The following is a 19,800-nucleotide window of genomic DNA, read 5'->3' as shown; positions in this document are numbered from 1 at the left end:
GTCAGACCGTGTCGGAGGTCAGCAGGAATTCGACGGCGAACCCGTCGTCCTCGCTGCCCGATTGCACGACCGTGAGCTGGCTTGCCCCCATCGCGTCGAGCCAGGTCTGGTAGCTGCCTTGCAGGAAGGCCGGCATCCAGGCCAGGGCGCCGTTGCCGAAGGCCGTGATCGGCGCGCCGCAGTGGACGATGCGCAGGTGGCTGCCCTGGTCCGACAATTCCACGTATCCCCAGCGGACCGAGGCCCAGTGCAGGTTCAGGGCATGCTCGAGATCGGCGGTGGATTCGCAGGGGGCGAGCGCGTGCTCCCCCGCATAACGGCATCCGACGCGAAACATTAAGTGACGCAGTTCGTCGGGGCTCAGTTGCGATTCGAATTCCTCGGCCAACGCGCGCAGGAAACCACGCCATTGGGAGGAAAGATTCTGCTCGAGCAGGAAATCAACGGCAGTCGGCATGAACGGCGCTCGCACGATAAATCTGAAGAAATCCGGGCGCGTGAGTACCCGGCTCCAAAACTAGCAGGCACAAACGGCAAAGTTTTTAAGTATCGCTTGCATCAAATCCATTAGCAAACTCCGTCAATGACGAGTCGAATTTCCCGGTGAATTTTTCCGGTAATTCCGTGGTTGATGCATCGAGATGACAAAGTCATTACAGCGCGCGATGGGCACTCCGCGTCGACTGTTCGAGACCGGGTCCGAGCCACGGCCGCACCGGCACTGGTGCGAGCGAGGCCATCATCGCGCAGGATCGGCCACCGTTTGTTACAGGAATGGAAACTTCCTTCCGCCGCTTCAAGACGAGCGGTAAAAAACGGACGTTCAGCGAGGCAATGCCGATTGTCGACAATCGATGGCGCCCGCTTCGCATGCAACGCGGCGTGTCGCGAACCTGCCCCCCGGTGGTATGACCGGTCGGCCCCGACGACGGACCAGTCGGTACAGGCGCCGCGCGCCGGGGCGTTTCGCGGTCGGCGCGGATCCGCGTCCGGGCGCGATTATCGCCGCGAATAGCATTTCGTTATACGGCGGATTTATTTTTCTTCATCGACTCGCTTCCGATGCCGCGCCGACAATCCGGCCAGCACAACACGGCATGCCGCGCCCGCCCGCCGGCCGGCAGCCCTCGGAGATGAAGTCATGGAAGTCATGCAGCAATCCGCGCAGGTCCCCTCGTCGCAAGCCGAGCCCGTCGACGACGGCCGCTGGCAGTTCTGGGTCGATCGCGGCGGCACCTTCACCGACATTGTCGCGCGCCGGCCCGACGGCCGGCTGCTCACCCACAAGCTGCTGTCGGACAACCCCGAGCGCTATCGCGACGCGGTGGTGCAGGGGATCCGCGAGCTGATCGGCGTCGGTCCCGGCGAGCCGCTGCCGCGCGAGCGCATCGAGGTGATCAAGATGGGCACCACGGTGGCCACCAATGCGCTGCTCGAACGCAAGGGCGCGCGCACCCTGCTGGCGATCACGGCCGGATTCGCCGACCAGTTGCGGATCGGCTACCAGGAGCGCCCCGACATCTTCGCGCGCCATATCGAGCTGCCGGCGCAGATGTACGAGCGGGTGGCCGAGATCGAGGAGCGCGTCGACGCGCAGGGCCGCGTGCTGCGCGCGCTCGACGAGGACGCCGCGCGTCGCGCGCTGCGCTCGGCGCGCGAGGCCGGCATCGAGGCGATCGCGATCGTGCTGATGCACGGCTACCGGTTCCCGGCCCACGAGCTGCGGGTGGCCGAGCTGGCCCGCGAATGCGGCTTCGCGCAGATCTCGGTGAGCCACCAGGTCAGCCCGCTGATGAAGCTGGTCGGGCGCGGCGACACCACGGTGGTGGACGCCTACCTGTCGCCGGTGCTGCGCGACTACGTGAACCGCGTCACCGAGCACACCGGCGAGGTGCGCCTGATGTTCATGCAGTCCAGCGGCGGGCTGGTGGACGCCGCGCGCTTCCAGGGCAAGGACGCGATCCTGTCGGGGCCGGCCGGCGGCATCGTCGGCGCGGTGCGCACCAGCGAGGCGGCCGGCGAGCGCCGCGTGATCGGCTTCGACATGGGCGGCACCTCCACCGACGTGGCGCATTACGACGGCGCCTACGAGCGCGTGTTCGAGACGCGCGTGGCCGGCGTGCGCGTGCGCGCGCCGATGATGGACATCCACACCGTGGCGGCCGGCGGCGGCTCGATCTGCAGCTTCGAGCACGGCCGCTTCAAGGTCGGCCCCGAATCGGCCGGCGCCTACCCGGGCCCCGCCTCGTATCGCAACGGCGGCCCGCTGACCGTGACCGACTGCAACGTGATGCTGGGCCGCGTGCAGCCGGCGCACTTCCCGCATGTGTTCGGCAGCCGGGGCGACCTGCCGCTCGACGTGACGATCGTGCGCGCCAAATTTGCCGAACTGGCGCGCCGCATCGAGCGCGAGACCGGCCGCGCGATGAGCGGCGAGGCGGTGGCCGAAGGTTTCCTGGCGGTGGCCGTCGACAACATGGCGCAGGCCATCAAGACCATCTCGGTCGAGCGCGGCCACGACCTGGCCGACTACGCGCTGTGCGCCTTCGGCGGCGCGGGCGGCCAGCACGCCTGCGCGGTGGCCGACCAGCTCGGCATGCGGCGCATCGTGCTGCACCCCTTCGCGGGCGTGCTGTCGGCCTTCGGCATGGGCCTGGCCGACCTGCGCGTGCTGCGCGAGCATGCCGTCGAAGCGCCGCTCGAGGCCGGCACGCCCGCTGCGCTGGCGGCCGTGTTCGCGCGGCTCGAGGGCGAGGCGGTCGAGGCGATCCTGGCGCAGCGCGTGCCGCGCGAGGCGCTGCGGGCCACCCGCGCGGCGCGCCTCAAGTATCGCGATACCGATTCGACGCTGGAGGTGCCGTTCGGCGAGGCGCCGGAGATGGCCGCCGCCTTCGAGGCGCTGCACCGCAAGCGCTACGGCTTCGCGATGCACGACAAGCCGCTGGTGGTCGAATCGGTGGTGGTGGAGGCGATCGGCCTGAGCGAGCCGCCCACCCTGCACGGCGCCGCGCCGCGCAAGGCCAACCCGGCGGCCGCGGCCGGCAGCGAGGCCACCTTGTTCGCCGGCGCACGCGCGCTGACGGTGCCGCTGCATGCGCGCCGCGATCTCGCGATCGGCGCGAGCCTGGCCGGCCCCGCGCTGATCACCGAGGAAATCTCGACCATCGTGCTGGCCGAGGGCTGGACCGCCTGCGTGCTGGAGGACGGCACGCTGCGCCTGGACCGCGTCGAGGCGGCCGGCGCGGCGCACGCGATCACCACCGCGCGCGACCCGGTGCACCTGGAGATCTTCAACAACCTGTTCATGTCGATCGCGCAGCAGATGGGCGTGACGCTGGAGAAGACCTCGTACTCGGTCAACATGAAGGAGCGGCTCGACTTCTCCTGCGCGATTTTCGATCGCGAGGGCGGGCTGATCGCGAACGCGCCGCATATCCCCGTGCATCTGGGCTCGATGAGCGACAGCGTGCAGAGCGTGATCTGCGAGCACGGCGCGAGCCTCGGGCGCGGCGACGTGTTCATGCTCAACGTGCCCTACAACGGCGGTACCCACCTGCCCGACATCACGGTGGTGATGCCGGTGCACGGCGCGGCGGGCGAGCTGCTGTTCTACGTGGCCGCGCGCGGCCATCACGGCGACGTCGGCGGCATCACGCCGGGCTCGATGCCGCCCGACAGCACCACCATCGAGGAAGAGGGCGTGCTGCTCGACAACGTGCGCATCGTCGCGGCGGGCCGCTTCCTGGAGGACGAGGTGCGCGCGCTGTTCGCCGCCGGCCCCTGGCCGAGCCGCAACATCGACCAGAACATCGCCGACCTGACCGCCCAGATCGCCGCCTGCGAATGCGGCGCGAGCGAGCTGCTGCGGGTGGCGGGGCGCTACGGCGCCGAGGTGGTGCTGGCCTACATGGGCCACGTGCAGGCCAATGCCGAGGAGGCGGTGCGCGCCGCGCTGCTGTCCCTGTCGGACGGCGAGTTCGCCTACGAGATGGACGACGGCGCGGTGATCCGCGTGCGCGTCACGATCGACCGCGAGCGGCGTGCCGCGCGCGTCGACTTCACCGGCACCAGCGCGCAGCGCGGCAGCAACTTCAACGCGCCGCGCTCGATCTGCAAGGCGGCCGTGCTCTACGTGTTCCGCACCTTGCTGACCGACGCGATTCCCATGAACGAGGGTGTGCTGCGGCCCATCGAGATCGTGATCCCGCACGGCTCGATGCTCAACCCGGCCTACCCGGCCGCGGTGGTGGCCGGCAATGTCGAGGTCTCGCAGTCGGTGACCGACGCGCTTTATGGCGCGCTTGCGGTGCTGGCGGGTTCTCAGGGTACGATGAACAACTTCACGTTCGGCGACGATGCCCAGCAGTACTACGAGACCATCGCCGGCGGTTCGGGCGCGGGCGGCACGCATCCGGGCACCTCGGCGGTACAGACGCACATGACGAATTCGCGGATGACCGACCCGGAGGTGATCGAGTGGCGCTTCCCGGTGCTGGTCGAGCAGCATGCGATCCGCGCCGGCAGCGGCGGCGCGGGGCGGCAGGCGGGCGGCGACGGCGCGGTGCGGCGGATCCGCTTCCTGCGCAGCCTGAGCGCCAACATCCTCGCCAACCGCCGCCGCGTGCCGCCGTTCGGGCTGGCGGGCGGGGCGCCCGGCAGCGTCGGGCGCAACTGGATCGAGCGTGCCGGCGGCGCCGTCGAGCAGTTCGGCGCGACGCACACGACCACCGTCCACGCGGGCGACGTGTTCGTGATCGAGACGCCGGGAGGCGGCGGTTACGGCCACGCGGAGTCGGCATGACGCCGAACGTGAACAGCGACAAACCAACAGGCGCACGGCAGCCGCGGCTCAGGCGGCGCACGTGCGCAGGCAAGGCGGTCCCGTCCGCGCGGCGGGGCCGTTCTCTTTCCCGGCAACAGGAGATCCTTCCATGCAGTCAACCGTGAACCTGTACCCGCTGATCGGCGTCGTGCTGATCGTGGCGGGCTTCGTCCTGCGTTTCAACCCGATGCTGATCGTGATGGTGGCGGCGATCGTCACCGGCCTGGCCGCGCATTTCCCGCTCCAGCACGTGCTGGCCGCGATCGGCGCGGGTTTCGTCAAGACCCGTGTGATCGCACTGATCACCCTGCTGCCGCTGGCGGTGATCGGCCTGCTGGAGCGGCACGGCCTGCGCGAGCGGGCCCAGATCTGGATCGGCAACATCCGCGCGGCCACGCCGGGGCGCCTGCTGGTGGCCTACCTGCTGGTGCGCGAGCTGACCGCCGCGGTGGGCCTGACCGGGCTCGGCGGCCATCCGCAGATGGTCCGCCCGCTGGTCGCGCCGATGGCCGAAGGCGCCGCGCGATCGCGCTTCGGCCGCTTCGGCGAGGCGGTGCGCGAGCGGCTGCGCGCCTTCGCGGCCTCGGCCGACAACATCGGCCTGTTCTTCGGCGAGGACGTGTTCGTGGCCTTCGGCGCGATCGTGCTGATGGTCACCTTCCTGAAGGAGGCGGGCGTGGTCGTCGAGCCGATGCACGTCGCGCTGTACGGCATCCCGACCGCGATCTCGGCCTTCCTGATCCACGGCTTCCGGCTCTGGCGCCTCGACGGCTGGCTGGCGCGCGAGGCCGCGGCCTTGCCCGCCTCTGCCCGCGAGCCGAGCGACGATGCGCGCGCGCAGGGAGAACAGGCATGATCGTCACGCTCGACTGGTTCTTCTGGCTGCTGGGCCTGCTGCTGATCGTGATCGGCGGCGTGATCGTCAGCGATCGCGCGCATCCCAGGCGCTTCCTGGCCGGCGCTTTCTGGATCGTCTACGGCATCGTGTTCCTGGCCGGCGACCGGCTGCCGCCCGAGGTGGTCGGCGCGCTGGTGGTGGCGATGGCGCTGGTGGCCGGCTTCGGCGGCGTGGTGGGCGCCAAACCCAAGGTGCCCGACGAGGCGACGCGGCGCGCGAACGCGATGCGTCTGGGCAACCGCCTGTTCCTGCCGGCCCTGACGATTCCGCTGGTGACCGTGATCGGCACCCTGCTGGCGCCGCACCTGGTGTTCGGCGGCACCGCCGTGCTCGATCCGAAGAACGCGACCCTGGTCTCGTTCGGGATCGGCTGCGTGATCGCCTTCGGCTTCGCCTGCCGGCTCACCGGCGATGGTCCGAAGCAGGGCGTGCTGGAGGCGCGCCGGCTGATCGACGCGGTGTCGTGGGCGGTGGTGCTGCCGCAGATGCTCGGCATGCTGGGCCTGGTGTTCGCCGATGCCGGCGTGGGCAAGGCCATCGCGCACCTGAGCACCGCCTATATCAGCCTCGACGCGCGCTTGCTGGCGGTGGCCGTGTACTGCATCGGCATGGCGCTGTTCGCGGCGATCATGGGCAACGGCTTCGCGGCCTTCCCGGTGATGACGGGCGGCATCGGCGTGCCGGTGCTGATCGGCGTGTTCCATGCCAACCCGGCGCCGCTGGCCGCGATCGGCATGTTCTCGGGTTATTGCGGCACCCTGCTCACGCCGATGGCCGCCAACTTCAACATCGTGCCGGCCGCGCTGCTCGAACTGCGCGACAAGTACGGCGTGATCCGCGCCCAGGCGCCGACCGCGCTGTGCCTGCTGGTGGTCAATATCTTCCTGCTGTATTTGCTGATGTAAGCGCCGCGCGTCGCTCCATCCCTTTTCCTCTCCCGACGCCCGCCGTCGAATCCGACGAGCGGGCGCGCTTCCCATGATCTGGCCGCTTGGCCGGCGACGCCGGTCATGACGCATTTCACGACCGGCGACGACGCGAAGCTGAGCGACGCGATGTTCGAGTCCTATCGCGACACGATCGTCGCGCAGGGTGGCAATCTGATCGCCGCGATCGCGCAGGCGATCGAGTGAAGCGCGGCGGGTGGGGATGTCGCCGCTGTTCAGCGGGTTTTTTCCGAGGTATATGCTGGGACGGACCCGGCGGCGCACCCCACCGCGCCGCCGGCAGCGAAGGAGACGTACGTGAACCTGAAGTTCCTGGAGACCTTCATCTGGGTCGCGAAGCTGCGCAGTTTCAGCCTCGCGGCGGAAAAGCTGCATTCGACGCAGGCCGCCATCTCGAGCCGCATCTCGGTGCTCGGCAGGAACTGGGCGCCAAGCTGCTCAAGCGCGACCCCAAGGGCGTGACGCTCACGCGCGAGGGCGAGCGCGTGCTGCGCCACGCCGAGCAGGTCAGCCAGTCGATGACCCAGCTCTACGAATCGCTGCAGGGCGAGAAGTTCGCCTACGGCACGATCCGGATCGGCGCGATGGACAGCGCGATCCATTCCTGGTTCGTCGATTTCGTCGCCGACGTGATGGCGCATTATCCGAACCTCGATATCGAGGTGACCTCGGATACCGCGCTCAACCTCAACGAGCAGTTGCGGCGCGGCATGCTCGACATGGTGATCCAGACCGACATGCTGCGCGACGAGACGATCCGCAGCATCGAGGTGCTGGAGCTGTCGGTGGTGTGGATCGCGGCGGCCAACTCGCGCGTGATGGGCCTGCAGCCCGAGGACACGCCCACCTCGGCGTTGCGCCGGCTCGGCGCCGAGCGGCTGATCACCTATTCGCGCCACTCGCGCCCGCACCAGGACCTGCTGCGGCTGATGCAGTCCTACGGCATCGGCGAGGCGCGCGTGAGCTGCGTGAACTCGGTGGCCGCGATGATCCAGCTCACCCAGGCCGGCTTCGGGGTGGCCGCGATGCCGCCCGCGCTGGTGCCGGTGCCGCTCGAGAAGGGCACGCTGCGCCGGCTCGACGGCATCGAGGTGCCGCCGCCGCTGCCCTTCGTGATCGCCTGGCGCACCGGCTCCGAATGGACCGAGCGGCTGGTCGAGATCGCCGTGGAGACCGTGCGCAAGTACGGCGCGCGGCTCGGCGAGGATGCCGCGCGCATCATCGTCTAGGCGGCGTTTCCTTCCTTTTCGTGTCTTCCGCGCGCGAGGCCGTGATGGTGTCGCGCGCTTGCGTTCGCCTGTCGCGCACCGCGCCCGCGGTATTCGAAATCCTTATGCGCGCGATTTAATTTTCAAGTTCGACCTGCCGAATCGGCCATAACAGAATCAGCCCTGCCCGGAGATCGTTGCCGCGCAAGCCGTGAATCGCGGACTGCGAGCCACGGCGCGCGTTCGATACGGAGCAGGGGTTGCCGGCGGCGCATGGCCTCGCGCGATGCGCCGCCGGTTGGCGAAAGCCGCGGGGAAGATCGATGCGCGCGGCCTGGCGAATCGAAATCAATCAGGAAAACGAATGAAGAAGATCATCGGCGATATCGGCATTGGTATCGGGCTGGCGCTCGCCTGCGGGCTCGCGCATGCGCAATCGAGCGTCACCCTCTATGGCCTGATCGACGAGGCGATACGCTTCCAGAGCTCGGCCGCCGGCAATACGGTCGGCATCAACGAAGGCGCCGTCAACGGCAACCGCTTCGGCCTGAAGGGCGTGGAGGAACTGGGCGGCGGCACGCGCGCGATCTTCCAGCTCGAATCGGGCTTCAATATCGCCAACGGCAAGTCCGACCAGCAAGGGCAGCTGTTCGGGCGCTTCGCCTGGGTCGGCCTGCAGAGCGATCGCTTCGGCACCGTCAAGCTGGGGCGCCAGTATGGCGGCATCTACAACTTCTATGCCTTCAACTTCGACCCGATCGGCGGCGGCAACGTCAACGCGACCGACTGGTCGCTGTTCCTGGTGGGCATCCGCTTCGACAACACGCTGCAATACGAGAAGGATTTCGGGCCGGTCACGCTGCAGGTGCAGCATGCCTTCGGCGGCCAGCCCGGCAGCGCCGTGTCGGGCAGCACCAGCACCGCCTCGCTGATCTATCGCTTCGGCGGCGGCAAGCTCGGCATCGCCGGCGCGCAGTCGAAGGACGGCGGTGGCCACAAGCTGCTGGTCGGCTCGCTCGGCGGCACCTATGCCTGGGGGCCGCTCGCGCTCTACCTGTACGGCATCGACGCGCGCCGCGACGCCGGTTTCAACGTGGCGGCGGCCAATAGCGGCGGGCCGTTGGCCAATACCAGCATCGTCGGCAATGCCACCACCGCGTCGGGCCCGCAGGGCAGCGCGCGCAACGACGCGTTCGTGCGGGTCGGCGCGTCCTGGCAGCTCGCGCCGCAATGGCGCGTGATCGGCTCCTATGCCTACGATCACGCGAACAATGTCGCGCCCGGCCGCAGCGGCACGACGCAGACCGTCTACGGCATCGTCGACTACCTGCTCAGCAAGCGCACCGACGTCTATCTCGAGGTGGACCACAGCCATCTGTCCGGCGCCTCGGTCAACGATCCGAACGGGCCGCTGAACTTCGCCGGCAAGGCCAACAACTTCGGGGCGAGCCTGAGCCTGCGCACGGTGTTCTGACGCAGGGCTCAGGGCGCGACGGCCGGCGCGGGCGCGGGCGGCCCACCGGCCGCCACCAGCTTCGCGTAATCGCCGGCCGAGATGCCGCGAGCGTGGTTCAGGAAGGCCGCCAGTTGCCAGATCTCGTGGTCGTCGAAGCTCTTGCCGAAGGCCGGCATGGCCGTCATGCGCACGCCGTTGCGGATGGTCCAGAACATCAGGGGCGGCTTGTTGCGGCGCGTGGCGGCCAGCAGCAGCGGCGCGGCCGGCAGGATGCCTTGCGCGATCGGCCCGGGCGGCTGCCCCGGCGCGCCGTGGCAGGCCACGCAGGTGGCCGCGTAGCGCCGCGCGCCGGCGGCCAGGTTCGCCTCGCTCATCAGGTCGGGCGGGGCGACGATGCCTTGCGCATGGCGGTGCAGCGAGTGTTCGTAGGTGCTGTGAAGCGCCCAGGCGACCAGCGGGTTGTGAGGCGGGATGGCGGAGACGTCGTAGTAGCCGGAATAGATGAGGCCGAGCGCGCCGGCCGCGCCGGCCAGTGCGGTGGCCGCCAGCGTCAGGCAGACGGTCTTGAGCGGGAAGCGGGAAGTGGACATGGGCGCGGTGCTCAGTGGGAGAGGGCCGGTGCGTCGCCGTTCTCGACGCCGCCGTCATGCGTTGCGCTTGCTACGCTCGTCACGCGGGGCGTCGTCGAGGCATGGCCGCCGGCGGCGTTCGCCAGTGCCGGCAGCGCTGGCGTCGCGGCGACTGCCGTCGCACCGCCGGCCGCCAGCCGCGCCTCGGCGGCCTGGATGTCGGCCGGGAATTCTAGCGGCTCGCGCAGCGGATCGAAGCCGGCCTGCTCGATGCGCACCAGCTCGGCCCGCACCTGGGCGCGGCTCGTTTGCGCGTGGCCGGCCTGCGAATAGCAGGCCAGGCAGGCCGCCAGCAGCGAGGCGGCGCGTGCCGCCCGGATCGGGAATCGCATCATGGGCTCCTTGCTCGCCCACCATGGGCGAGGCGGCTGCGGCGTCGTGGGGAGACGGCGGGCCGATGAAGGCGATTCTGGCCGCGCGGGCGTCGCGCGATGCTGACGCGTTCATTACCGATTTGTCATCTGTGCCGCGCCGGGCCGCTCGCACGGGGCGCTGCCGGCCCGCGCCGATTACATTTTCGTCATCCGCGCGCGTGGCCGGCACGGACGGCGCGAATCCCGGTACCATCGGCGCGTATCAACCTGGTGGGAGCGCGCGGTGCGAATCCTGGTAGTCGAAGACGAGCCGAAGACGGGCGCCTATCTGAAGAAGGGGCTCGAGGAATCGGGCATGAGCGTGGACCTGGCCACCGACGGCGCCGACGGGCTGCTGCTCGCCGAGGAGGAGCCCTACGACGTGATCGTGCTCGACGTGATGCTGCCCGTGCTCGACGGCTGGGCGGTGCTGCAGCGGCTGCGCGCGAGCAAGGCCACGCCGGTGCTGTTCCTGACCGCGCGCGACGATGTCGAGGACCGCGTGCGCGGGCTCGAACTCGGCGCCGACGACTACCTCGTCAAGCCCTTCGCCTTCGTCGAGCTGCTGGCCCGGGTGCGCACCCTGGCGCGCCGCGGGCCGCCGCGCGAATCGGAATGGATCGCGATCGGCGACCTGGAGATCGACGTGCTGCGCCGCCGCGTGCGGCGCGGCGCGACCCGCATCGAGCTGACGCCGCGCGAGTTCGCGCTGCTGCACCTGCTGGCCCGGCGCCAGGGCGAGGTGCTGAGCCGCACGCAGATCGCCTCCTACGTCTGGGACATGAACTTCGACAGCGATACCAACGTGGTGGACGTGGCGATCCGCCGGCTGCGCGTGAAGATCGACGACGAGTTTCCCGTCAAGCTGGTGCATACCGTGCGCGGCGTCGGCTACGTGCTCGAACTGAAGGACGAGGCGCCCTGATGCGAGCGCGTTCGCTGACGGCCGCGCTCGCTGTCGCCTTCGGCGCGATGACGCTGGCCGTGTTCGCGCTGGTCGGCAGCTACGTGTACCTGCAACTGGACCGGCAGGTCAGCGAGCAGAGCGACCTCGACGTGGTGCTGGCCGCGCGCCATGCGCGGCGCCTGGCCGAGGAACTGGCCTCGGCCGGGGACGTGCGCGCGCATGCCGAGCGCCTGAGCAGCGTGGTGTTCGGCAACAACGCACTGTCCTTCGCGGCCGCCGCCGAGGACGGGGAACTGCTGGCCTCGCGCAATCTCGCGATCACCTTGCCGGGCGATCCGGCCGCCGCCGCGCAGCGGCCCGATGCGCGCGAGCTGGATGCCGGCGAGGACGAGCCGGCGCCGAAGGCGGCGAGCGGCGCCGAGGCAGGGCCCGGCCCCGACGCGCTTGGGCTGGCCGCGATCGTGCCGCGCGGCACTCCGCATGTGGACCCGGCCGCGCGCATCGTCGGCACGCAGATCGTCGCCTGGGCCACGCGCGGCGGGATGCCGGTGCACGGCATGGTGGTCGACGCGCGGCTGCGCGACGGCACGCGCGTGGCGCTGGTGCTCGCCCGCAACCTGCGCGACGGCCGCGCGCTGCTGGACCGCTATCGCGACACGCTGTGGCTGGCCGGCGGGGTGGGCGCGGCGCTCTCGATGCTGGTTGGTTATGCCCTGATCCGCCTGTCGCTGCGGCCGCTGCGCGGGGTGGTGGCCGATACCGGCCGCATCACGGTCGATCGGCTCGATACGCGGCTCGACGCGGGGCGCGTGCCGCGCGAGCTGGCGCCGCTGGTCGAGGCCGTCAACGCGATGCTGGCGCGCCTGCAACGGGGCTTTCGCCAGCTCTCGCAGTTCAGCGCCGACCTGGCCCACGACCTGCGCACGCCGCTCAACAACATGCGCGGCGCCACCGAGGTGGCGCTCGGCCGGCCGCGCACGGCGACCGAATACGAGGCGCTGCTGGAATCGAACCTGGAGGAATACGAGCGCCTGTCGCGCATGATCGAGAACGTGCTGTTCCTCGCGCGCGCCGAGCATCCCGGCTTCGTCACGCATCGGCGCGACTTCGAGGTGCGTGAGGAACTGCTGCGCATCGCCGGTTATTTCGAGGGCCTCGCCGACGAGGCCGGCCTGCAACTGCGGGTGGAAGGCGGCGGGCGGCTGAGTGCCGAGCTGGAGCTGTTCCGCCGCGCGATCGGCAACCTGCTGGCCAATGCGCTGCGCTACACGCCGCGCGGCGGCGAGATCCGGCTGGCCGCGAGCGAGAGCGCCGAGGCGCTGACCATCAGCGTGACCAACCCCGGCGAGCCGATCGCGCCCGAGCTGCTGGAGCGCATCTTCGACCGCTTCTATCGCGCCGATCCGGCACGCAGCCGCCAGGCGCCCGGTACCGGCGGCGTGGCCGGGCTGGGCCTGGCGATCGTGCGTTCGGTGATGGAGCTGCATGGCGGCACCGTGTATGCCGAGAGCGATGCCGGCGGCACGCGCTTCGTGCTGACGTTTCCGCGCGAGAGCGCGGGCTGAGTCGACAAGGCCGCGCGAGGCGCGAGGCGATCGAGGCCCGCGCGCCAACGCGATGCGCATCGGCGCCGGCGCCGGCGCGCGCGGCTCGTCCGCTCAGGCCTCGACCGCGCGCTCGAAGTCCGGCGTGCGATACAGCTCCTCGGGAATCTCGCCGAGCCGCGAGGGATGCAGCTTCGGCCCGAGCCCGTAATACTCCTGGAAGCTCATGATCAGCGGGCGCCACTTGTCGGGATCGATACGGTTCGGGTGGCCGTCCATCAGGATCGCGCGGTCCACGTGCACGCGCGTGATGCGCGCTTCCAGGATCGCGATGAAACCGGACATCGGGCCTTCCGCGTCGTAGGCGTGCTCGTCCTCCAGCACGGCTTCCAGTTGCACCGGGCATTCGGCCACGCGCGGCGCGAGCACCGTCTCGGCAGGCAGGGCCGTCAGCCCGGCCACGCCGAACTTGTCCTGCTCGTGGCGATAGCCGCGCTCCAGCTTGTCCTGCGGCACAGGGTTCGAGCCGGTGGTGCGGGCCAGCCGGTCGACCGCGCCGACCAGTTCCGGCGAGGGCAGGTTGACCACCAACTGCCGCGTGCGGCGCAGGTTCTCGGTGGTCTTCGAGCTGCCCTGCAGGCCGAGGAAGCAGCGCCAGCCGAGCCAGAACACCGAGGACATCGGCGCGAGGTTGTGGCTGCCGTCGGCGTTCACGGTAGCGAGCAGGGCGACGGGCGTGCCGAAGTAGAGGATCGAGGGATGGGCGGTGACGTGCATGACGGGTTTCCTGGGTGGGTGGTTGACGGTTCCCAGGATGCCGGGCGGCGCCGCCCGGCGCGCTCCGGTTCTTGCCGTGCAATCGGGCATGAAACGCGCCCCGATCCGGCAAGCCAGCTTCGCGCTCGCGGGCACGCCAGATGCTTCGTGCCAGGCGAGCCCGGCCTCGCGTGCGGGTGCGTCGACGCGAGCCGCGTTCGGCGCCCCTGCATCGCGGCACGACTCCATGCGAGGATGCGAGGTCGATCGGCGTCCGCGGCCCGGCACGCAGTGTTTCTCGGTCTTCCCAGCCAGCGGCCCGACGTCGCCGCCCACCCGTGCGCCGCGCTCGCCATGCGAGGCGGCCTACCTGCGGAGATGCAACGATGGCCGATCCCGCCAATCCCGATTCCTCTTCCCCGGCAGCCCGGCCGGCCGCGCACGATGCGCTCGGCCATCTGCTCGACAGCCTTCACCAGCATGGCTTCCTGCGCGTCGCGCACGACTTCGTCGATACGAATAGCCATGTCGCCGGCATGCTGTCCGGCCTCGACCAGCCGGTGGTGCAGAACGGCATGCAGAACCTGCTCGTGCTGCTGACCGCCCTGTCGCGCATCCCGCCCGAGCAACTGGAGCGCACCGCGCTGGCCGCCGGCGATGCGATCCGGCATGTCACGAGCTGGCAGCCGGCCGCGCATCACGACACGGCGCCCGGCGTGACGGGCGCGTATCGGCTGCTGCACGACGAGGCGCTGTGGCAGGCGCTGATGCCCTTGCTCGAAGCACTGAAGGTATTCTCCGAGGGGCTGTCGCGCGAGCGGCCCGTCGCGAACGGCGGCGCGAATGGGACCTGAGCGACGCACGCGGCTCGGGTGACATAGGCGGATCGGGCTTCGAGGATGCCGCTGCCCGAGCCACGGCCGCCGCCACTGTGTCGCGCGAGCGGCGCGGCTCAGGCCCGGCCCAGCCCGTCGTAGAGCCCGCGCTCGAAGCGCCCGTAAAGATCGACCACGCGCGCGTCGTAGAACGGCAGCATCTGCGTGAACAGCGCCCCCGTCACGCGCTTGACGGGATCGATCCAGAAGTAGGTGTTCAGCAGCCCGGCCCAGCTACCCGAGCCGGCGCCGCGCCCGTGCGGCCCCGGCTCGCTGTTGAGATCGAAGGACAGCCCCCACTTGTGCGTCGCGCCGGGGAACTGGTCGAAGCTGTTCGACCAGGCCGGCTGGGCCGTCTTCATTTCGCGAACCTGAAGATCGCCGATCTGGTTGCGGAACATGCTCGCCACAGTGTCGGGCCGCAGCAGCCGCTCGCCGCGCCAGGCGCCGCCGTTCAGCAGCATCTGCAGGAAGACGAGGTAGTCGCGCGGGGTGCTGAACAGCCCGCCGCCGCCCATGAAGAACTCGGGCCGCTGGTTGGTCTCGAAGGGTTCCGGCGTCAGCGAGCCATCGGCCTGGCGCCGATGCAGGGTGGCGACGCGACGCTTCTGCGCGCTGCCGATCAGGAAGCCCGTATCGCGCATGCCGAGCGGCGCGAAGATCCGCTCGCGGAACGCCACTTCCAGCGACTGGTCGGTCACCGCCTCCACCAGCTTGCCCACCCAATCCATGCTGATGCCGTATTGCCAGCGCTCGCCGGGCTCGAATTCGAGCGGGGCCGCGAAGGCGCCGTTCAGCGAGTAGCCGATGTCGGGCATGCCCGTGACCTGTTCGTAGCGGCCCAGCGCCTCGCTCCAGATGCTGTAGGTGTAGCCCGAGGTATGCGTGAGCAGGTGGCGCACCGTGATCGCGCGGCGCGCCGGGCGCAGCCTGGGCTGGCCGGCCGCGTCGAAGCCCTCCAGCACCTGCGGCGCCTTCAGTTGCGGCAGGATCTCGGCGGCGGGCTGGTCGAGCGCGAGCCGGCCCTGCTCGATCAGCTGCATGCAGGCGGTGGCGGTGATCGCCTTGGTCATCGACAGCATCCAGAACACCGTATCGGCGCCGATCGGCTCGCCGGCCGCGTTGGCCGGGCCGCGCGCGCCCTGGTAGGCGAGCCCGCGCTCGGTGGCGGCCATCGCCACCACGCTCTTGAGCGTGCCGTCGTCGACGGCTTTTTGCAGGCAGGCGTCGAGCGCCGCGCGCGGCGAGGCGCCCAGCGAGCGAGTGTCGAGCGGCGCGGCGGCGCTTACTTCGGCGGCGCTCGCCTCGCGGTTGGCCAACCGGCCCAGGCTCGCGGCGGCCAGCAGGCCCGAGGCGCCTTTCAGCCATTGTCGGCGGGGGATTCGTGTGCTCATGGGGGCTCCGTGTCGAATGCGGATCGGGTAGGGATGTCGATGCGCATTCTGGCGAAGCGGGGCGGTGCGTGAACATGGCCTGCGCGGCAGCAGACTGGTGCGCGGCGCTCAGCAATCGGGGCCGGCGCTCGGGCGTGGACGGTACAGTCGAATAGTGCGTTTTTGGTTCTTTTTCTTGACCTTCGGCCGCCGCAGAATGGGCCCCGAGTTCAAGGAGAACCCCGTGAAAACCACCCCCATCCTGATGTCCGCGCTGCTGGCCCTGGGCGCCGCGCTGGCGGGCCCGGCCAACGCCGCCACCGCCGAAAGCGGCTCGGCCGCCGGCGCGCCCGCCGAAACCGTCAAGCCGAATTTCTCGCACGCGCTGCCGAACCTGCCCGGCAAGTCGCTGACGGCCGTCGAGGTCGACTACCCGCCCGGCGGCGCCTCGCGCCCGCATCATCACGCGCATTCGGCCTTCATCTACGCCTACGTGGTGTCGGGCCATATCGCCAGCCAGGTCGACGGCCAGCCCGAACGCGTCTACGGCCCGGGCGAATCCTTCTACGAAATGCCCGGCGCCCACCACCAGGTCAGCCGCAACGCCAGCGCGAGCGAGCCGGCCAGGCTGCTGGCCGTGTTCGTGGTCGACAGCGGCGATGCCCCCCTCACCATCAACGATCGATAGGAGTCTCGAATGTCCCAACGTCTCGATTACCGCAAGGCCTCTGCGGCCGGCACCAAGGCCCTCGGCGGCGTGTACGCGCACATTCTTCAATGCGGGCTGGAGGAGCGCCTGGTCGACCTCGTCTACCTGCGCGTCAGCCAGATCAACGGCTGCGCCTACTGCATCGACATGCACACGCGCGATCTGCTGAAGAAGGGCGACAAGCTCGAACGCGTGGTGCTGGTGCCGGTGTGGCAAGAAGCCGGCGCGTTGTTCGACGAGCGCGAACGCGCGGCGCTGGCCTGGGCCGAGAGCGTCACCCGCGTATCGGAAACGGGCGTGCCCGATAGCGCGTTCGAGGCCGCGCGCGCCGTGTTCGGCGAGCAGGAACTGTCGGATTTGACCATCGCGATCGGTCTGATGAATGCCTACAACCGGCTCGCGATCAGCTTCCGCGCCGTGCCGCAGGCGGTGGTCGACGCGGCGCGCTGAGCCGGGTCCTCATGCCTCGTCCGCGGCGTCGCGCGCGGCAAGCCGATAGCGCCGCAATATCTTCACGAAATTGCGCACCGTCGGCGAGGCCTCGCGCGGCCGATGGATCAGCGCGATGCCGGTGGCCAGCGGCCGCCCCTGCAGCTCGTGGAAGCTCACGCCGTCCACCTGCACCTGCCGCATCGAGGCCGGCACCACCGCCACCCCGAAGCCCGCCGACACGAGATTGCCGGCCGAGGAGATCTGCGGCGATTCCATGCTGATCGCCGGCGAGAATCCCGCGGCATGGCAGGCGCCGAGGATCGAGTCGTAGAGATTCGGGCCGATCCCGCGCGGAAAGATGATCAGCGGATCGGCGGCCAGGTCGGCCAGCGCGACGCGCTTGCGGCGCCCCAGCCGGTGTCCGTTCGGCAGCACCGCGATCATCTCCTCGTCGGCCAGCGGCTCGACGATCAGCTCGCCGCATTGCAGCGGCATGCGCACCATCGCGGCGTCGATCCGGCCCGCCGCCACCTTCTCCAGCAGCGCCACGCTATTGCTCTCCTCGCAGGCCACCTGCACGCGCGGGTAGGCGTGGCGAAAGCGCTGCATGGTCAGCGCGATCGCCGGATGGAACACCGTTGAGCCGGCGAAGCCGAGCGACAGCCGCCCGGTCTCGCCGCGCCCGGCGTTGCGCGTCTCCACCAGCGCGCGCTCGGCATCCTCGACGATGCGCCGCGCGCGCTCGTGCAGCAGGCGCCCGGCCTCGGTCAGCTCGACGCGGCGTGGATGGCGCACGAACAGGCGCGTGCCGATCTCGCGCTCGAGCTTGAGGATCTGCTGGCTCAGCGGCGGCTGCGCGATGCCGAGCGAGGCCGCCGCCTCGGTGAAATGCAGGTGCTCGGCGACAGCCAGGAAGTAGCGGAGCTGGCGGAATTCCATATCGATTTCGTCTCCAAATCGCGTTATCGAGATATTGGACTAATGATGGAGGCGATTCTAAGCTTTCCTTCATCGGCCAGGCGCATCGCACGGCCTCCCAGACACGGAGAACATCATGACGGCAGCACCCGTAACCGGTTCGGACCTGCGCAAGCCAGGCGGCGAGACGCTGCTGGCGGCGCTGCGCGGCATCGTCGGCGGCGGCCAGGTGCTGACCGGCGAGGCCGCCACGCGCCGCTATCGCACCGGCTACCGCTTCGGCTCGGGACGCGCGCTGGCGGTGGTGCGGCCCGGCTCGCTGGTCGAGCAGTGGAAGGTGCTGGAGGCCTGCGTGGCGGCCGGCGTGATCGTCATCACCCAGGCCTCGAACACGGGGCTGACCGGGGGCTCGACGCCCGACGGCGACGATTACGATCGCGATATCGTGATCGTCAGCACCACGCGCATGAAGACGGTGCACCTGATCGACGAGGGCCGCCAGGTGGTCTGCCTGCCCGGCGCGACGCTCGACCAGCTCGAGCAGACGCTCAAGCCGCTGGGCCGCGAGCCGCATTCGGTGATCGGCTCCAGTTGCATCGGCGCCTCGGTGTTCGGCGGCGTCTGCAACAACTCGGGCGGCGCGCTGGTGCAGCGCGGCCCCGCCTACACGGAGATGGCGGTGTTCGCGCGCGTCGATGCGGGCGGCCGGCTGCAGCTGGTGAACCATCTCGGCATCGAGCTGGGCACCGATCCGCTCACGGTGCTCGACCGCATCGAGCGCCGCGATTTCAGCGAGGCCGAGATCCGCCACGACGCGGGCGCCGCCTCCGACCATCATTACGCCGAGGAAGTGCGCGAGATCGACGCCGATACGCCGGCCCGCTACAACGCCGATCCGCGCCGGCTGCACGAGGCTTCCGGCTCGGCCGGCAAGCTGATGGTGTTCGCGGTGCGGCTCGACACCTTCCCCGTCGAGCAGGGCGCGAAGGTGTTCTATATCGGCACCAACGATCCCGCCGAGCTGAGCGAGATCCGCCGCATTGCGCTGCGCGAGCTGCCGCAACTGCCGATCTCGGGCGAGTACCTGCATCGCGACGCCTTCGACATCGCCGAAACCTACGGCAAGGACACCTTCCTCGCGATCCACTATCTGGGCACCTCGCGCCTGCCGGCGCTGTTCGGCCTGAAGAGCCGCTTCGACGCGATCGCCGCTCGGCTGCGCTTGCTGCCCGCGCATCTGAGCGATCGCCTGCTGCAGGCGGCCAGCCGCCTGTTCCCGAGCCACCTGCCGGCGCGCATGAAGGCCTATCGCGAGCGCTTCGAGCACCACCTGATGCTGAAGGTGCCGGCGGGCAGCGTGGACGCCGCGCGCGAGCGTCTGGGCGCCTATTTCGCCAAGGCCGGCGGCGAGTTCTTCGAATGCACCGAGCAAGAGGGCGCCAAGGCCTTCCTGCACCGTTTCGCGGCGGCCGGCGCGGCGGTCCGCTATCGCGCGATTCATGCGAAGGAAGTGGAGGACATCGTCGCGCTCGACATCGCGCTGCGCCGCAACGATCGCGACTGGGTCGAGACGCTGCCCAGGGAGATCGACGACGATATCTCGATCAAGCTCTACTACGGCCATTTCCTCTGCCATGTATTCCATCAGGACTACATCGTTCGCAAGGGCCGCGACTGCCTCGATCTGGAGCATCGCATGTGGAGCCTGCTCGACGCGCGCGGCGCCGAATATCCGGCCGAGCACAACGTCGGCCACCTGTATCGCGCCAAGCCGGCGCTGGCCGAGTTCTATCGCGAGCTGGACCCCTGCAATTGTTTCAATCCGGGGATCGGCCAGATGTCGAAATTCGCCAATTATCGCGAGCCCGAGGCGCGCCACGAGGCGGCGCTGCCGTAACAAAACAAAAGAGCTTGCAAGACGCTGCAAGACACCTGTCGATTCACCAACCCGTCGCCGCCAGATCATTACAATA

General features: G+C 69.7%; 19 protein-coding genes. 13 read left to right on the top strand and 6 right to left on the bottom strand.

The window, feature by feature from the left end; translation table 11 throughout:
• Position 1 precedes the first annotated feature (1 nt).
• Positions 2-457: a cellulose biosynthesis protein BcsD gene (bcsD, locus tag BM43_RS13145; RefSeq protein WP_013691540.1), complete on the bottom strand. Its 456-nt coding sequence runs from the start codon at positions 455-457 to the stop codon at positions 2-4.
• A 684-nt stretch (positions 458-1,141) separates the two neighbouring features.
• Here bcsD and BM43_RS13140 point away from each other — a divergent pair.
• From BM43_RS13140 to BM43_RS13120, 7 genes are all read left to right on the top strand, one after another.
• Positions 1,142-4,801: a hydantoinase B/oxoprolinase family protein gene (locus BM43_RS13140; protein WP_036055287.1), complete on the top strand. Its 3,660-nt coding sequence runs from the start codon at positions 1,142-1,144 to the stop codon at positions 4,799-4,801.
• 130 nt (positions 4,802-4,931) lie between these two features.
• The gene (locus BM43_RS13135) at positions 4,932-5,678 is read left to right on the top strand and encodes a DUF969 domain-containing protein (protein WP_036055288.1); all 747 of its coding nucleotides are present in this window, start codon (positions 4,932-4,934) and stop codon (positions 5,676-5,678) included.
• Positions 5,675-6,625, top strand: coding sequence for a DUF979 domain-containing protein (locus BM43_RS13130; protein WP_036055289.1), 951 nt, complete (start codon positions 5,675-5,677; stop codon positions 6,623-6,625). Before BM43_RS13135 ends, BM43_RS13130 begins: the two co-directional genes overlap by 4 nt.
• Before the next feature lie 105 nt (positions 6,626-6,730).
• Positions 6,731-6,853, top strand: a complete 123-nt coding sequence (locus tag BM43_RS42490; protein WP_017920521.1) for a hypothetical protein — start codon at positions 6,731-6,733, stop codon at positions 6,851-6,853.
• Positions 6,854-6,964: 111 nt separating this feature from the next.
• Entirely contained in the window at positions 6,965-7,129 is a 165-nt protein-coding gene (locus BM43_RS42240) for a LysR family transcriptional regulator (RefSeq protein ID WP_232484026.1), read from the top strand.
• Complete coding sequence (locus tag BM43_RS13125; protein WP_232484027.1) at positions 7,126-7,896, top strand: substrate-binding domain-containing protein; 771 nt, start codon at positions 7,126-7,128, stop codon at positions 7,894-7,896. The genes BM43_RS42240 and BM43_RS13125 overlap by 4 nt, the downstream gene beginning before the upstream one ends.
• Before the next feature lie 343 nt (positions 7,897-8,239).
• The gene (locus tag BM43_RS13120; protein ID WP_036055290.1) at positions 8,240-9,349 is read left to right on the top strand and encodes a porin; all 1,110 of its coding nucleotides are present in this window, start codon (positions 8,240-8,242) and stop codon (positions 9,347-9,349) included.
• A gap of 8 nt (positions 9,350-9,357) precedes the next feature.
• Here BM43_RS13120 and BM43_RS13115 read toward each other — a convergent pair whose 3' ends face one another.
• On the bottom strand, positions 9,358-9,921 hold the full coding sequence (locus tag BM43_RS13115; RefSeq protein WP_036055291.1) for a c-type cytochrome: 564 nt from the start codon (positions 9,919-9,921) through the stop codon (positions 9,358-9,360).
• An 11-nt stretch (positions 9,922-9,932) separates the two neighbouring features.
• On the bottom strand, positions 9,933-10,295 hold the full coding sequence (locus BM43_RS13110) for a DUF4148 domain-containing protein (RefSeq protein ID WP_052409303.1): 363 nt from the start codon (positions 10,293-10,295) through the stop codon (positions 9,933-9,935).
• A 262-nt stretch (positions 10,296-10,557) separates the two neighbouring features.
• Between BM43_RS13110 and BM43_RS13105 the strand changes: the two genes are divergently transcribed.
• Positions 10,558-11,238 carry a heavy metal response regulator transcription factor gene (locus tag BM43_RS13105; RefSeq protein ID WP_013691532.1) on the top strand — a complete coding sequence of 227 codons (681 nt, stop codon included), beginning with the start codon at positions 10,558-10,560 and terminating at the stop codon, positions 11,236-11,238.
• On the top strand, positions 11,235-12,785 hold the full coding sequence (locus tag BM43_RS13100) for a heavy metal sensor histidine kinase (protein WP_042286810.1): 1,551 nt from the start codon (positions 11,235-11,237) through the stop codon (positions 12,783-12,785). The genes BM43_RS13105 and BM43_RS13100 overlap by 4 nt, the downstream gene beginning before the upstream one ends.
• 93 nt (positions 12,786-12,878) lie before the next feature.
• On the opposite strand, the gene BM43_RS13095 is transcribed toward BM43_RS13100, so the two are convergent.
• Positions 12,879-13,541, bottom strand: coding sequence for a flavin reductase family protein (locus tag BM43_RS13095; protein WP_025099191.1), 663 nt, complete (start codon positions 13,539-13,541; stop codon positions 12,879-12,881).
• Positions 13,542-13,906: 365 nt separating this feature from the next.
• Between BM43_RS13095 and BM43_RS13090 the strand changes: the two genes are divergently transcribed.
• Positions 13,907-14,374: a hypothetical protein gene (locus BM43_RS13090; protein ID WP_036055292.1), complete on the top strand. Its 468-nt coding sequence runs from the start codon at positions 13,907-13,909 to the stop codon at positions 14,372-14,374.
• Positions 14,375-14,472: 98 nt separating this feature from the next.
• Here the strand turns inward: BM43_RS13090 and BM43_RS13085 are convergent, their stop codons facing one another.
• Entirely contained in the window at positions 14,473-15,789 is a 1,317-nt protein-coding gene (locus BM43_RS13085) for a serine hydrolase domain-containing protein (RefSeq protein ID WP_036055293.1), read from the bottom strand.
• Between the two features lie 223 nt (positions 15,790-16,012).
• Between BM43_RS13085 and BM43_RS13080 the strand changes: the two genes are divergently transcribed.
• Together BM43_RS13080 and BM43_RS13075 are read left to right on the top strand one after the other, a co-directional pair.
• Positions 16,013-16,456, top strand: coding sequence for a cupin domain-containing protein (locus BM43_RS13080; RefSeq protein ID WP_025099194.1), 444 nt, complete (start codon positions 16,013-16,015; stop codon positions 16,454-16,456).
• A 9-nt stretch (positions 16,457-16,465) separates the two neighbouring features.
• Complete coding sequence (locus BM43_RS13075; protein WP_013691526.1) at positions 16,466-16,927, top strand: carboxymuconolactone decarboxylase family protein; 462 nt, start codon at positions 16,466-16,468, stop codon at positions 16,925-16,927.
• A gap of 9 nt (positions 16,928-16,936) precedes the next feature.
• On the opposite strand, the gene BM43_RS13070 is transcribed toward BM43_RS13075, so the two are convergent.
• Positions 16,937-17,848: a LysR family transcriptional regulator gene (locus BM43_RS13070; protein ID WP_036028787.1), complete on the bottom strand. Its 912-nt coding sequence runs from the start codon at positions 17,846-17,848 to the stop codon at positions 16,937-16,939.
• Positions 17,849-17,963: 115 nt separating this feature from the next.
• On the opposite strand from BM43_RS13070, the gene dld reads away from it, so the two are divergent.
• Complete coding sequence (gene dld / locus BM43_RS13065) at positions 17,964-19,724, top strand: D-lactate dehydrogenase (RefSeq protein WP_036055295.1); 1,761 nt, start codon at positions 17,964-17,966, stop codon at positions 19,722-19,724.
• Positions 19,725-19,800 lie beyond the last annotated feature (76 nt).

Source organism: Burkholderia gladioli (assembly GCF_000959725.1).
GTDB classification, from domain to species: domain Bacteria; phylum Pseudomonadota; class Gammaproteobacteria; order Burkholderiales; family Burkholderiaceae; genus Burkholderia; species Burkholderia gladioli.
This window is presented reverse-complemented; position numbering and strand designations above follow the sequence as displayed.